At 41.1% G+C, this 15,377-nt stretch carries 12 protein-coding genes; 2 read left to right on the top strand and 10 right to left on the bottom strand.

The features are described 5' to 3' along the window. Positions 1-184: 184 nt before the first annotated feature. The 6 genes from ACP69X_RS03410 to ACP69X_RS03435 all read right to left on the bottom strand — a co-directional run bounded on the left by ACP69X_RS03410 (position 185) and on the right by ACP69X_RS03435 (position 7,806). Positions 185-1,525, bottom strand: a complete 1,341-nt coding sequence (locus ACP69X_RS03410; protein ID WP_041087695.1) for an MFS transporter — start codon at positions 1,523-1,525, stop codon at positions 185-187. Between the two features lie 173 nt (positions 1,526-1,698). Further along, positions 1,699-2,787: an amidohydrolase family protein gene (locus tag ACP69X_RS03415; protein ID WP_269102821.1), complete on the bottom strand. Its 1,089-nt coding sequence runs from the start codon at positions 2,785-2,787 to the stop codon at positions 1,699-1,701. 732 nt (positions 2,788-3,519) lie between these two features. Beyond that, the gene (locus tag ACP69X_RS03420) at positions 3,520-4,977 is read right to left on the bottom strand and encodes a glycoside hydrolase family 32 protein (protein WP_041087691.1); all 1,458 of its coding nucleotides are present in this window, start codon (positions 4,975-4,977) and stop codon (positions 3,520-3,522) included. A 19-nt stretch (positions 4,978-4,996) separates the two neighbouring features. Further along, positions 4,997-6,385, bottom strand: a complete 1,389-nt coding sequence (locus ACP69X_RS03425) for a sucrose-specific PTS transporter subunit IIBC (RefSeq protein WP_039182351.1) — start codon at positions 6,383-6,385, stop codon at positions 4,997-4,999. Between the two features lie 256 nt (positions 6,386-6,641). Next, positions 6,642-7,475: a PRD domain-containing protein gene (locus tag ACP69X_RS03430; protein ID WP_039182354.1), complete on the bottom strand. Its 834-nt coding sequence runs from the start codon at positions 7,473-7,475 to the stop codon at positions 6,642-6,644. Between the two features lie 52 nt (positions 7,476-7,527). Further along, on the bottom strand, positions 7,528-7,806 hold the full coding sequence (locus ACP69X_RS03435) for a hypothetical protein (protein WP_041087688.1): 279 nt from the start codon (positions 7,804-7,806) through the stop codon (positions 7,528-7,530). A 500-nt stretch (positions 7,807-8,306) separates the two neighbouring features. Between ACP69X_RS03435 and ACP69X_RS03440 the strand changes: the two genes are divergently transcribed. Continuing rightward, the gene (locus ACP69X_RS03440) at positions 8,307-10,733 is read left to right on the top strand and encodes a S8 family peptidase (RefSeq protein ID WP_411264132.1); all 2,427 of its coding nucleotides are present in this window, start codon (positions 8,307-8,309) and stop codon (positions 10,731-10,733) included. A 316-nt stretch (positions 10,734-11,049) separates the two neighbouring features. On the opposite strand, the gene ACP69X_RS03445 is transcribed toward ACP69X_RS03440, so the two are convergent. From ACP69X_RS03445 to ACP69X_RS03455, 3 genes are all read right to left on the bottom strand, one after another. Next, a complete protein-coding gene (locus tag ACP69X_RS03445; protein WP_411264133.1) occupies positions 11,050-12,054 on the bottom strand; it encodes an LLM class flavin-dependent oxidoreductase in 1,005 nt (334 codons plus the stop codon). A 53-nt stretch (positions 12,055-12,107) separates the two neighbouring features. Then, positions 12,108-12,857 carry an oxygen-insensitive NADPH nitroreductase gene (gene nfsA / locus ACP69X_RS03450; protein WP_041087682.1) on the bottom strand — a complete coding sequence of 250 codons (750 nt, stop codon included), beginning with the start codon at positions 12,855-12,857 and terminating at the stop codon, positions 12,108-12,110. A gap of 110 nt (positions 12,858-12,967) precedes the next feature. Then, positions 12,968-14,179 carry an FtsW/RodA/SpoVE family cell cycle protein gene (locus tag ACP69X_RS03455; RefSeq protein ID WP_041087681.1) on the bottom strand — a complete coding sequence of 404 codons (1,212 nt, stop codon included), beginning with the start codon at positions 14,177-14,179 and terminating at the stop codon, positions 12,968-12,970. 476 nt (positions 14,180-14,655) lie between these two features. On the opposite strand from ACP69X_RS03455, the gene ACP69X_RS03460 reads away from it, so the two are divergent. Continuing rightward, entirely contained in the window at positions 14,656-14,919 is a 264-nt protein-coding gene (locus ACP69X_RS03460) for a spore morphogenesis/germination protein YwcE (RefSeq protein ID WP_008345491.1), read from the top strand. 77 nt (positions 14,920-14,996) lie between these two features. On the opposite strand, the gene qoxD is transcribed toward ACP69X_RS03460, so the two are convergent. After that, complete coding sequence (qoxD, locus tag ACP69X_RS03465; RefSeq protein ID WP_007497818.1) at positions 14,997-15,377, bottom strand: cytochrome aa3 quinol oxidase subunit IV; 381 nt, start codon at positions 15,375-15,377, stop codon at positions 14,997-14,999.

The raw sequence follows: 15,377 nt of genomic DNA on the forward strand, positions 1-15,377 counted from the left end.
GATAAACGTCAGCCTCAGCTGTATATATTTTAAAATGATACCATAATTCCACCTGTTATCATATATGTAAAACGTCATCAAACCGCTTTAGGCCAACCTTGTATATACACGATACAGACCTTAAGATATAGGCTGATTTAACTAGGAAAAAGCAGATCATTGATCTGCTCAGATTGTAGAGAAATTATTTTTCAAGCCGGATTTCTCCTATTTCCTTCTGACTCTTGAAGGCAGTTCTTTTTTGCTCAAATTTCATAGCTAATACTAATATGAAAGCTATAATTAAAATAATACTTAAGAAAATCAAACCGGCTTGCATTTTTCCTGTAGCATCTTTTAACCATCCAACTGCATAAGGGCCAACAAAACCTCCTAGATTTCCAATTGAATTAATCACTGCAATTCCAACAGCTACTGTGGCTGGACTCAATATCATAGTGGGTAATGACCAAAAAGGACCTTTAAAACAATACATGGCTGCCAATGATATGGTGATGAAAATCATTGCAATAAATGGATTGGTTACCATTCCTACACTGAGTAACGTTAAACCAGCTACGAGTAACGGTAAAGCTGTGTGCATACGTCTTTCACCAGTGCGATCTGAGCGTCTTGACCAGTAATTCATGACGATTGAAGCAATAATGTAAGGGATTGTAGCAATGAAGCCGATCTGGGTGTTTGATAAATAGCCAGATAATCCTTTAATAATTTGGGGCATCCAATATCCAACGCCCAGTGTACCTGCAGTATATACAAAGTAAATTAAGGCGAGGTACCACAGTTTAGGATCAGTCAAGGCCGTCTTATGACTAGTTGTTTGTTTGCCTTTCTTTTCTCGTAGCTCCTCGTCCTTTCTTAATTCTGAAATCAACCAATTTTTTTCTTCGGCTGTTAGCCACTTTGCTTGTTCTGGCCGGTCTGTTAAGTAGAAATATGTAACAAACCCTAAAATAACAGCAGGGGCGCCTTCGATAATAAACATCCAACGCCAACCAGGCACATTCATCCAATGAATGTGATCAATAATTAAAGTAGAAACGGGAGCTCCTATAATATAAGAAACGGCGATTGCTGTCATAAACATCGCAATTGTACTTGCTCTTTCTTTAGCTCTGAACCAATAAGTAAGGTATAGAATAATACCTGGAAATAGACCTGCCTCTGCTATTCCAAGAAGGAATCTAATGATATAGAGCTGGGTAGCATTCTGAGCAAACCCAGTTGCCATAGAAATAATTCCCCAAGTAAAGAGTATCCTAGTAATCCAAACTCTTGCCCCAAATTTTTGCATTAAAATATTACTTGGTACTTCAAAGAGAAAATAACCAATAAAAAAAATACCTGTCACAAGACCAAACATTTTACTTGTTAGGCCTAGTGCTTCATTCATTTCCAATGCAGCATATCCCACATTTGCCCTGTCTAGATAAGAAATAATATAGAGTAAAAATAGTAACGGGATAATTCTTCGTGTCACCTTTCGAATCGTCTTCTTTTCAAAATTCAATTGAGAATTTTCCAATCAAATTCCTCCTTTTAAAAAGAAATTTTGATAACGCTTACATTTATCTAAAAATTAAAGAGATACTCTTACGGTTCTGTAAGATGTGTAAGAGTATCTCCATTTACCCTTCTGTTGTTTCCTCAAGACAGCGAACAAAATGAAATATATCTTCTTTCATCGTGTCAAAACGTTTATTTCCAACTAGAAACGCTCTCAATATCTGGTATACCGTTAAATATTAAGTGTTTCGGTTGATAATTAATGTTACCTAACACGGTTTCTCCATCTACATCAGGAAAAGCAGTCTCAGTAGAAGTAGAATCCAGAACCACAAGGTTATTTGGAGTAAAAGTAAAATCGTCAATTCCTAACAATTTAGGAGCTGTTACCAGAACGGTTCTAAAAGCTTCATCTAGAGACAGTCCACCTACAATCATTTTAGAAATGATGTAGCTCATGTTATAAACAGGGTATTTTCTCCATGACGCGCTTGTTAAATCTGAACTGATCGTATCTGGTTTAATTCCCTCAGCTAAGCATTTATAAAAAACATTCCAATTAAAGTGTTTTCTACCGTGACCGATATCTAATACTATCCCTCTTTCTACTGCATCTAGAAATTCTTTTTTTACCTTCCCGGCAGTATTTAACACGTTTCCATCCCTTCCTTGAAATGGATGAGTGAGAATGTCCCCTTTATTAAAATATTGTGTTACCTCTTCAATATCTAGTTTAGTTTCAGTTAAATGAACCATCATTCGTAAATCAGTTCGATCGGCTGCTTCTCTTGCTAAGCGTAATAAAGACCGGTCAGTCGTTATGTCCACCTGACCTAAGCGAATCTTAATTCCTAATAAACGATCATCAGCTAAAGATGCAACTTCAACAATTCGATCCAACGAAATACTTTCTGGCTTGGTTGGGTTAGGGTTGGGATGATTGGTTAGCCCTTCTGGTAAGGCTGATAACCAAGAACGAACTGTTAATGGGCTCTTTTCCCAATAACGATTTGCTTCCTCCCATCCGTCATAGCCAAAAGTACCTGCGTCCCCAACTGTTGTTACTCCTGAGGAGAGATATTGTTTATCTGTCACACCAATCTCCGCTCCAGGTGCCCATAAATGGCAATGAAAATCGACTAATCCTGGTACAATTACGCTAGATTCAGATAAATGAATTTCCCTATTGTCCTCATGAGTAACTGTTATTCTTGTAGACTTATTTGGAATGAATCCATTCTCTGACCAAATAGAACCGCCTTTAAAATTCCATACTCCCATGCAAATACACCCCTTAACTTCATATTGATATAATAGATTCGTTTATTTAATTGTTAACAATAGCATCTTCTTTACATGCCTTGATAACATCCAACCACTGGTGATAAATCACTGACCAACATACACTCCTCTTCTTTTTGGATAGTGGAACAATCAACTAAGTGGTTCATTTCCATACACAAACCAATAAGATAGCGCTTTCAAAAAATAAAATAAATGATGCAACCCCTATCCCCAAAGGATTATCACGCACCTCAAAAAATTTTTATGATTTATCTTACGTAATAAAAATTACTATTTTTTATATAAAAGTAATGTTTATTACCAATAATTTAAATGTATGTTATCACTCATACTTAATAAAGTAAACCTTTTTTATAAAGAACAGCAGATAAAGTAAAACGAACAGTGAAGCAAATGGGAAACGATCGTTTTCCGGAAAATATAATGGAATTGATGGCGAGGGATATGTAGACGTTGTGATTACCATTGGTCCAAAAGCAAAAAAACAATGAAAATAAAAATTCCACTTATGATCAGTGGAATAAGATGAGGATGCGGTATTGGGGTACCCAATTTCCCGCACCTCGCTTATCTGATAGAGAAATGTATTCTACTCGCACCTTTCTATCAATGGTGCAGACGGCTCTGAATCTCCTTTTTTTATATGACGTGCTGTTTTTGGTTACTTTTAATTTCACATCATATTAATCATCACATGTAGGGTTCGGATCAACGACCTGCTTCTTTTTGTAAATGCCATGTCTTCAATGTCAGCTTTGTTTCATTTCTTCCACTGATGGAGATTGATTTATTTCCCGGGGAAGGAAAGTAACGTGCAGTAAAAACTTCTCGGCCACCATTTACAAAAATCTCAATCGACGATGCATCAATAAAGATATGCAGGTCGTGTAATTCCTCTATGACCGCTTCACGAACTTCCTTTGATCGATCTTCAAATCGATCCCGCTCTAATGTCAGCTTCCCTTCCTCTTTATCATAGATGATCCGTGCAGCTGCACGGATACAGCATTCAAACCCTTTCTGTGTGTCAATTTGATCAATGAATACCTCTGCGCTCGTAATATCATCTACAGGGATAGAATGAACAGAACGTTTAATATGAAAAACATGCTCTTGTTCATTGGTCCGCATGGATTGAAGTTCACTTACTGGTTTTTGAATAAGATGTCCGTCATCATCTAAACGGAGCTCTCTCGGGATCGTGAGGCAGTGTATCCATTGATAAGAAATCGTCGGATGATGCTCTTCTCCTTGATCAGGCACCCCCATCCACCCGATTAAAAGACGTCTGCCTGATTCGTCTAAAAAGGTTTGCTGCGCGTAGAAGTCAAAGCCTCGATCCAGCTCCTCAAACGCTCCATGCGTATATTGATAGGTATGATCATCCAATCTCCCAACAAAATAACCTGATTGATGGGTATTGTGATATTTTAAACCATCCGGCTTGAGCCCTTGCGGTGATACAATCAATACATCTCGGCCGTCTAACTCAAACAGGTCTGGACATTCCCACATATAGCCGAAATTGTCTAAACCATTCTTTCCACAGCCTGCAATCGTGCCTTGAAACGTCCACTTCTCTAACGTATCAGAGGTAAACAAAACAAGGTGTCCTTTCAGGTCTAAGCTTTGTGCACCAAGAACCATGTACCACTGACCATTCCTCTTCCATACCTTTGGATCTCTAAAATGGGCAGTGAAACCTTCCGGCAGCGTTGCCACGACACCTTTTTTCTGAAAGTGAATGCCATCCTCTGATACAGCTAAACATTGATACGTCTCACGGTTCCCTTGTTCATCCCGAACGTTTCCAGTGTACATCACGTACATCTGCCCATCGTCTATAAATGCACTGCCAGAATAACAGCCGTTTTGATCAAACCAATCACTTGGGGCAAGAGCGGCTTCTTCGTGATGCCAATTCACTAGATCTGTCGATGTATAATGCCCCCAGAATTTTGCACCATGTCCCGTTTTGAATGGCTGCCACTGATAAAAAACGTGATAAATTCCTTTCCACTGAATCAGCCCATTCGGATCATTTAAAAGACCGACTGGCGGCATTAAATGAAATTGCTGCCGGTACACATCCTTTTTAACCAAATGCTCATAGTTTCGAATACGTTCTGCTATCTTTTGACGAAGTGCTGCGTCAGTTGTTGTCATGACTGTGACCACCCCTTGATTATTTTTCGACTTCTTTTACTTTAAAAATGATGGTGAGAATAAATGAAACAGCAACAGCGATTAACATACCAATTACATAATTGACCACATTTTGAACACCGAATGGTGCTGCAATCGCAATCATCGGAATGCCTGTTAAACCATAAGCATTGGCGGCTACCTTCGTGAAAACGACGAATGCTCCGCCCAATGCGCCCCCGATCATCGCCGCAATAAATGGTTTACGGTAGCGAAGGTTTACACCGAATATAACAGGCTCGGTAATTCCTAAAAAAGCAGAGAAGGCAGCAGGGAGGGCAATTTCTTTTGTTTTTGCACGCTTGGCTAAGAAAAAGACAGCCAATCCTGCCCCGCCTTGCGCGACATTGGACATTGCCCAAATTGGCAGCAAATAGTTACGTCCAATATCATTCAGCAATCCTGCCTCAATCGCATGGAAGCTATGGTGAACCCCTGTGAGCACAATTAAAGAGTAAGCACCGCCGAAAATGAGTCCTGCTAAGAACCCTGCATGGTCATAAATAAACGTCAGCGCATTCGAAATTCCTGTACCAAGCATTCTTCCAAGCGGGCCAACAGCAATAAACGTCACAAATCCAGTTACAATCACCGTCACAAATGGGGTCACAAGTAAATCAATACTGTTCGGAACCACTTTTCTTAAATTCTTCTCAACAAGACACATGATATATACGGTCAATAACACTGGAATAACCGTCCCTTGGTAACCAAGAAGAGCTATATCAACATTGAATAAATGCATATATTCTGGTTTTGCTTCCGTCAATCCCCACGGATTAAGCAGATTCGGGTGAATCATAATTCCCCCAATGACGGCCCCTAAATATGGATTTCCGCCAAACTCTTTCGCTGCACTGACCCCAATTAAAATCGGCAAAATGATAAAGGCTGCACTTGAGAACATATCAAGCATTTGGAAGACCGCAGAGCTTGGGTCAGCCCATTTGAAGGCTTTCATCATACCTAAGAGACCCATTAATAAACCACTTGCCACAATTGCTGGAATGATCGGTACAAAAATATTCGATAATGTCTTTGCAAAACGCGCAAGTGGATTCATTTTTTGTTTCACTGCTTCATCATGGCTGACAGGCTTTTGTTTCTCGTCGCCTGTCTCGAGACCAGTCTCACGAGCAAATGGTTCATACACTTTGTTGACAGATCCCGTTCCGAAAATGACCTGAAATTGTCCTGAACTTGAGAAAGCCCCCTTCACTCCTTCAAGTTCTTCAATGGCCTCTTTGTCAATCAAATCCTCATTTTTCACCACCAATCTGAGTCTTGTTGCACAATGTGTGGCACTGATGACATTTTCCTTGCCGCCTAACAGACTTGTTAATTCTTTGGCTGTTTTTTGATAATCCATGATGTCTCCTCCTTTTTTAAAGCAAAAAAGACCTAAAATTCACCAACGAGTAAAGGACATACACGTCCCCTCGTTACGCAAATTTTAGGTCTTGCCTGCCTGACAGTCACAATCCCGCGATATCAAATTTTGATGACGCTTTCATCATAGTATAAGACTGTGACATGCGTCAACCTCTTTTTTCAAATCCAATGACCCATATACACTAATAAGAGTAGTGTGCATAAAAAAAAGCCTGCATGCAGGCACGATCATTTTAAACCAATTCGGCTTCCTGCAGACGCTGGACATGCAGCGTGATGTAGCCGATCTCCGATTCAGGGAGATGAAGTCCATATTCATCTTTTAACAAATCAGCGAGTCCAAGTGCACACCGGTAAGCCGTATCATACTTTGTTTGGATAAAAATCAGCATGTCATCGTCCATGATTTGAAATGCCTCATTCGATTCCAACCTGCCTAATGCATACCTCAAATGTGTCACAAGCCGCTGATAGGAAATACTATCCTCATCAATTGAATGCTGAAAATAGCTTTCAATATGCTCGATCATTTCTTTGATCATCGTTGTATATTTTACGGTCTTTTTCATGGACTCCGTATTCATTTTGGCCGTATGAATATGAAGTGCCACATATCCTGCCTCATCGTCCGGCAGTTCGACCCCCAGCCGCTCCTTTACATAACGAATGGCATACTTTCCAATCTCATATTCCTGCTTATATAAGACTTTGATCTCACCAAGCAATTTATTATATAACACAATGCCTTTTTGAAGGCGTTCAATGGCGAAGGACAAATGATCAGTCAGTGATATGTGGATGTGATCACTGAGCGGCATCATGAGTTTACCTTCTGCATAACTGATGATATGCTCTGCCACCTCAATATGCGCTTCTGGCAATGTGGCAAGAATTTGTTTGAATTTCTCATTTTCTTCACGCACAACAAAGATTTTCTCTATTTTTTGAAGAGGAACGACGTCATTTTTCCCCTTCTGAAAAGCAATTCCGGGTCCCATCACAATTTTCTCCTGATCGCCCTCCTTTACAACCACTGCGTTGTTATTCAATATTTTATATATCTTCAAGGGGTATCCTCTCCCAGCAGATAACATTTCTTATGTGGGATTTTACCCTGTTTCACTTTTTCTGTAAAGGTAAGAGCGGACCAGCACGCGCCTCTCGCATCGTCTTCTCTTCAAGCATCATCAGACTTTGAGTCAACCGCTTCTCTGCCCTGCGTTTCTTCTTATGCTCTTCTGCCAGCTTCTCCAGCTCTCTCTCTTTCACTACTTGAAAGAATCCGGCATCCGCCGCGGCCGCCTGAAACCCTTGCTGCTTCATCATCACACCAGGGTTCACAAGCACATTCATCATGAAACCAAACCATACGCTCAACCAGCTTTTTAATTTCTTCACTGAACATCCCTCCGCTTTTCTTAGAATCTAGCAGCTCTATCAAAACAACTGCTCCTATCATATCCCGAGAAAAAAGAGAGGTTTGTCACAATCTGGGTGAAAAAACAAACTAGTTTTCAGAAGTTTTGTTGAAAAGTGCAGAAGATCATCATGTGCCTAGATGTTTCATTGAAAATTTTATGCACACGCTATCCCAAAGATAAGCACACCTTATCAACAGGGTTTATCCACATATCAACACCCTCTCACTAGATTTTGTGTATGTAAATTTTTTATTTTCCATATATGTATCTTAATAATCGAGTTATCAACAGACATTTGTGAATAAGTGCGACTTTATAAACAAAATAGTTCTTTGTAACTATGTAAAATAAGACCATTTTAGTAAAGGAATTGTTTTCAACATATTGAATACTTAATAACGGGCAGTGAATCTTTCCTATTTATCCACAAAAAGAAAGGCTATCTCCCTAAAAACACAGCTAGAAAGGGGAAAATTAATGAAAAAGGTCATATCTCGTTCTTCTGTTCTATTGTTCTCCACTATTTTTATTTTATCCACATTCTTTACCGGTCAACAGGCTGCTGCTGCTCCTTCTAACAAAAAGGCGGAACTAGAAAAAGCAGAAATCTTCGGTGAAATCAATGTCAACTCGAAAAAACAAACCACTGTCATTGTTGAATTAAAGGAAAAATCCTTAGTTGAAGCCAAGCAAGACGGCGAAGCACAAACAAAAGCCTCCCTCAAAAAATCTCGAACAAAAGTAAAGAGCGCAGCACTCAAAGAGGTAGATAAAGCGAGTGTTCGTCAAGAATATGAAAAAGTCTTCTCTGGTTTCTCTATGAAACTTCCTGCAAACGAAATCCCGAAGCTGCTTGCAGTTGATGGAGTAAAAGCCGTTTATCCGGATGTTACATATAAAACCGATGAAGTGAAAAAGGAAAGCATCCAGCTTCCAAACGAAGATGTCTCCCCGCTTATGGATAAGAGCGCTCCATTTATCGGTGCACCAAAAGCATGGGATGCCGGCTATTCTGGAAAAGGGGTCAAAGTCGCAGTCATTGATACTGGAGTAGACTATACCCACCCTGATTTAAAAGGAAACTTCGGTTTATACAAAGGCTATGATTTTGTTGATAATGATTATTCTCCGCAAGAGACACCTAAAGGAGATCCTAGAGGTGAATCCACAGATCACGGCACACACGTCGCAGGAACGATCGCGGCAAATGGACAAATTAAAGGTGTCGCAAAGGATGCAACACTTCTTGCATACCGTGTACTTGGACCAGGTGGATCTGGAACAACTGAGAACGTTCTTGCAGGCATCGACCGGGCGGTTACTGACGGAGCAGATGTCATGAACCTCTCTCTTGGAAACAGTGTCAATAACCCTGATTATGCAACGAGCATCGCTCTCGATTGGGCCATGTCTGAAGACGTTGTCGCTGTTACATCCAATGGAAACAGCGGTCCGAACAACTGGACAGTCGGTTCACCTGGCACATCAAGAGATGCCATTTCTGTCGGAGCAACTCAGCTTCCGTACAGCCTTTACAATGTGAAATTCCCTAACTATTCCACTGCAAAAGTCATGGGCTACTACCAAGAGAGTGATTTAAAAGCGCTTGACCAAAAACAAGTCACACTCGTCCAAGCTGGAATCGGTGACGAAAAGGCATTTGAAGACATCGATGTTAAAGGAAAGGTGGCCGTCATTGAACGTGGTGCCATTGCTTTTGTTGATAAAGTCGACAATGCAAAAGCAGCTGGTGCAATCGGCGTTGTGATGTATAACAATACCGATGGAGAAATCCCAGTCGATGTACCAGGTCTCGCACTTCCTACAATTAAGCTGTCAAAAGCTGAAGGAACAGCGCTTGTGAAAGCCATTGAGGCTGGAAACGATACAACGGCGCTCTCCATTCAATTTGTCAAAGAGCTTAGTGAGCAAGTCGCTGACTTCTCATCCCGCGGACCGGTTGTGGATACGTGGATGATTAAGCCTGATCTATCAGCACCCGGCGTCAGCATTGTGAGTACGATCCCAACACATGATCCATCTCAGCCTTACGGATATGGTTCTAAGCAGGGAACAAGTATGGCATCTCCGCATGTGGCAGGAGTTGCAGCGATCATCAAACAAGCAAAACCATCGTACTCAACTGAACAAATCAAAGCATTGCTGATGAATACAGCAGAAAAACTGTTTGACGCAAATGGCAGCCCATTCCCTCATAACACACAGGGAACAGGCAGCGTTCGAATCATGGAATCACTTCAAGCGTCTTCTATCGTTTCTGATGCGAGCTATTCTTACGGCACTTTCTTAAAGGAAAAAGGCGTTCAAATCAAAACGAAGAAATTCAAGGTAGAAAACCTTTCAAAAGCACCGAAAACGTATACCATTGATTACAAATTCAATGGCAGCGGCATTAGTACAAACGGAACGAAAAAAATCACCGTCAAAGGAAATTCCACTGGATCCTTTACTTCCGCAGTACAGGTGAATTACGGAAAAACCAAAAAAGGGACGTACCAAGGCAGCATAACCATTCGCGAAAATGGCAGAAAGGTCACGGAAATCCCTACTTTGTTGATTGTGAAAGAGCCAGATTATCCGCGCGTCACTTCTGTTTCCGTAGAGCCCGACAATCGTGCTGGAAGCTATGTCATTAGCAGCTACCTGCCTGGCGGTGCTGAGAACCTTGCATTCCTTGTCTACTCGACAGATGGAGAGTATTTAGGTGAAGCTGGTGTTTATCAACATGTTGATAAAGGAGAGCATCGCGTAAAATGGAATGGTACGATCAATCAAGGCCAGAAGCTTGAAGCTGGTGAGTATACAATGCTTGCGTATGCAAGTTTGAAAGGAAAATCAGATACCGTACAAACGAAGGAACCTTTCGAAATTTACCCTGAATAAATGTGAATCACAAGAAAAGCCTTGTATGAGCGGATAAGCTCATCAAGGCTTTTCGATCATATATGGAGGAAAGAGAAACTCATGTTGATATGGCTATGGATCGTTTCTTTTTTTACTGCTTTTTGACGATCACCTTGGTTTATTTACTAACTTTTTTACATACGAAGCAGCCTCGTCCTTTTCATCAAGCATGCGAGCTGACTGTTTATGCTTCCTGTATCTACCCGCTCAGCCTGCTGGTGTCAGCCGCCTTCTTCCTCACTATGATGCTGCTTTTCCCCTTTTACTGGCTGCTTGGACGATAAATATACATACGTTATGCAACAAAGGCTTCTTTTAATAAACGATACGATGTGAGCCGGTCTTGCACGTGATGTGTGATGGTCACAGCAATCAATTCATCTGTCCGATAAGCCTTGGCGAGAGTGGTCAGCTGCTTTTTCACAGATGCTGGTGTTCCAACGACCATCCTTTGACGATTGGCAGCCACTCGTTTTTGTTCATATGGACTGTAAGAATACGCCTGTGCCTCTTCATATGAAGGAAAGCCTTCAAGCTTCAGCCCCTGTTCATTGGCAAGTAAAGATAAATCTAAGCTGACAGCCAGTTTTTCTGCCTGCTCCTCTGTTTCAGCACATAAAACAAAGACTGCCAGACTGACACGCGGCTTATCACCGAATACTGAAGGTTCAAACCGATTGATATATTGCTCTACAGAATCTTCTCCACCTTCACCATTAATAAAAAGAGCAAACGTGTAGCCTGCACCTGCTTTCGCCGCAAGCCTTGCACTCCCCCCAGAGGAACCGAGCATCCAAACTTCTGGCGCGGTCTCTACCTTCGGAGAAGCAGTCAAATGAGGCAGCGGGTAAAATTCATCCGCTAGATCGTGTAAATACACCTTCAATTCTTCTACTTGCTCAGGATATTGATCACCTAAACGCTTTCGCTCACCATGATGAAGGGCAATGGATGAAATAGGCATACCACCAGGGGCACGTCCAATCCCAAGATCAATTCTGCCCGGAGCCAGTGCTTCGAGAACCCTGAAGTTCTCTGCTACTTTATAGGCACTATAGTGGGGAAGCATGACGCCGCCCGATCCAATGCGTATGTGTGACGTAACGGCTGATAAATGGCCGAGAAGCACCTCTGGGCTCGATCCTGCAAGCCGGTTTGAAAAATGGTGCTCTGATACCCAAAAACGGTGATAACCCCACTTTTCCGCCTGCTTCGCCAGTTCAACCGTCTGCTTCAAAGCCTCAGCAGGCGTAGCACCTCCTATCAAAGGAGATTGATCCAGTATACTTAATTTCATCATGCTGCACCTCTTACAGAAATCCCCCTCTCTCAAACGAAAGGGGGATGTCTTATTTATTTTCGATTAAAGCCCTTCTCTTTTACAAATTCTCCAAGAAAGGCACGCTTTGGCTGGCTAAAGCCTCGCAGCATCTGCTCAGACCACGTATCTTTTCTCTCGCCGTTTGTTCGTGCTTCATAATATGCGGAAATACGATCATCATATTCTTTTAAATAACGATCCACATGCGCTTCATCTTGCTGATATGAATTTTCATGATATATGAGTTCAACTGGCAGCCGTTCCTTTTGAGACGACTGATTAGCTGGATGCCCAACAGCTAAACCGAATAACGGCAGCACATAAGATGGCGTTTCAAGCACTTCAGAGACTTCTCTCAGCTGATTACGCAGTCCGCCAATATAGCAGATTCCAAGTCCCATTGATTCTGCGGCAACACTGACATTTTGTGCAGCCAATGCCGCATCAATGACGCTAATGAGAAAGGCTTCTGTATTCTCAAGCGCCTCCTGATGATTCTTCCCTGCTTTTTTTGCAATATGATCATGGCGTTTCAAGTCTGCACAGAAGACAAAGAAATGCCCATTCTTCTCAACGTAAGGCTGATTCCCAGCCAGTTCAGCAAGCTTGGCCTTCTTCTCCTGATCTGTTACACCAATAATACTATACGCCTGTACGTAGCTTGATGTTGAAGCAGCCTGTGCACTTTTGATCAGTGTCAGTACCTCTTCTTCTTTCAAACGCTCGTCTGTAAACGAACGAATGGATCGATGATTTAATATGGTTTCTATCGTTTTGTTCAACTCGAAGACCTCCTTGACTTCTTCTATCATAAAACAAAAACATAGGGCTTTTCAAAAATTAAAACTCGCAATAAAAAAGACAGCCTATACTTAGACTGCCCTTACCCGTTTTATTTAAATAAATAACTTTGATATTTCGTTAATTGAACGCTTGCGTTATAGGCGATCCCGAATCCAATCAGAACGGACAAGACAGAGCTTCCTCCAAAGCTGATAAATAAGAGCGGAATCCCTGTTACAGGCATCACGCCTATGTTCATTCCAATGTTCTGGAACGTATGGATCACAATCAAGGCTGTATATCCGACGCAGAAGAATGATGCAAATCGGCTATAAGGATGTATTCGGTCAATCAGCACGACCAGCCGGTAGATCAAGAAGAAGAACATGATCACAACAAACGCACAGCCGATAAAGCCAAAGGCTTCACCTATAATGGAGAAAATCATATCCGTTTGTGCTTCAGGAACATAGACCTTTAAGTTTTTAATGCCGTTCCCAAAAATCTGACCTGCACCAATGGCCATAATCGCCTGCTCTACTTGATATTTATCAGATCCAGATGCATCCTGCGTCTGTGCTTGGTTGGCTGTCGAAGAACTATCAGGCAGCCAAGCGGTAATACGGTTGATCTGGTACTGCTGAATGCCGATTGTTTTCGCAAAATCAGGGAATAAGATGATCACGGCTAAAATAGAGGCAACTAAAAGCACAACCACTGAACCGATAAGAGAAATGAGTTTCCAATTGATCCCTGATAAAAACACCATCACGACGACAATAAACATACAAACAGCCGCAGTCCCTGCATCCTGCAAGAAAATCAGTCCAACTGGTACAGCTGACACCCCAGCAATTTTTAATAGTAGAAAGATATCATCTTCTAATGTCCGTTTTCCTCTAGGGCTTGACTTGCCGATGACAGATGCGAGCATCATAATCAAACCAATTTTCATGAACTCTGAGGGCTGAAGTGTTCCAACCCCTGGTATCACAAACCAGCTTTTTGCACCATTTTTAATTGGAGCAAAATCATGACTTCCAATTTTTGCAGGAGCAACTTTCAGAAAAAGTAACAGCAGTATGCCACCTATAAAAATATAGAGACTTAGCTTCTCTAATTGCTCCAAATCAAAATAATTTATGGCTACAATACATATAACTCCGACCATGTAGTAAATAATCTGCCTCGTCCATGCATTAGTTCCATACTGCCCAAATTGACCCGCAGCATAAATCGCAATGACACTGATGGCAAAGAAGGCTAAAAATATAAAAATCAAATCTCCTTGATAGTAAGGAGATGTATTCTGCTTGTTCATGAACTAACCACCCTTATTACAAAACATAAACGCCCTTATTTATATTAGATTGAAATTTTCACAAAATCAACTCACCTTAAATATGACGGAAGATACATCCGAAAGGTTCCATTCAATTTTCAAAAAATGAAATACTTTTCATCCTAACAATAGGAAAAAATTCCTCTATACACTTTTCATTCAACCGATCTCAAGTCCTTTAAAAAGTTTATTTTACAGATTTTAAGGGGAAAATTCAATGACCTATGTGGCGATATGAAAAGTAAACATCAGATGAGATAAGCTGCACTGAGGAATGAGGATTAAAACCATTTTGTATGGAATAAGGCCCATTTTCCAATTATTACGTTTACTTCAAAGTCAATTGTGGTATAATACCTGTAACAAAATGTTCACAATATCTCCTAAAAACAGACACAATTGCATCCTGACCTCTCATTTGATTTGAACATCAACTTAAAAAGGAGTTGGATACGATGGATATGTTCTTTGCGTACCTATGTATTGCAACGGCTACACCCCTGTTTTTATGGCTGGAAAACAGAAAGATTGCATTAGCATCTATTCCACCCATTATGATTATGTGGATTTTCTTCGGTCTTTACATGACAAGCAGTTTATCTCCAGCAGGACATACCTTCATGATCGCATTCTTTGCCATTAACGTGATTTTGGCTCACATTGCAGCGTTCCTCATCTACGGACTTCCATTCATTCGCAAAAGATTCAGCAGCAGATAGATATCGCCCAACTATTGGAAGCGTTATCACCATTATGATAAAAACCACTCACCTTCAAGAGATGAGTGGTTTTTTTATTATTTCTCTGAATGCTCAGACTGCTTTGGTGCAGACGGTGAATAACCGTCTTTACTGTTCTCTCCGTGGCTGTAGTGAGCCGCAAAGATCCAAACAGATCCGATGACGAAGATAATCGCACAGAACAGACCAAACAAAGTATTTCCGACTTGAACAGTTCCGTTCTCGCTCTCTGTCATGTGCATAAACATGAACAGCTGCAAGAATGCTTGAATGAACGCAAAACCAAAGATAATCCATAGTTTTGCGGAACTGCCAATTTCAGCTCCAATGGCAATCCAGAATGCTAAGATTGTCAGCACAATGGATAGGATGAAGCCAACTACGTGTTTCCAAGGGAAGTGTTCGTGCTCTGCTGAGGAATGTGTTTTTCCAGCCAT

It is taken from the genome of Bacillus sp. DC4300-2b2, assembly GCF_049895685.1.
Classification (GTDB): domain Bacteria; phylum Bacillota; class Bacilli; order Bacillales; family Bacillaceae; genus Bacillus; species Bacillus safensis.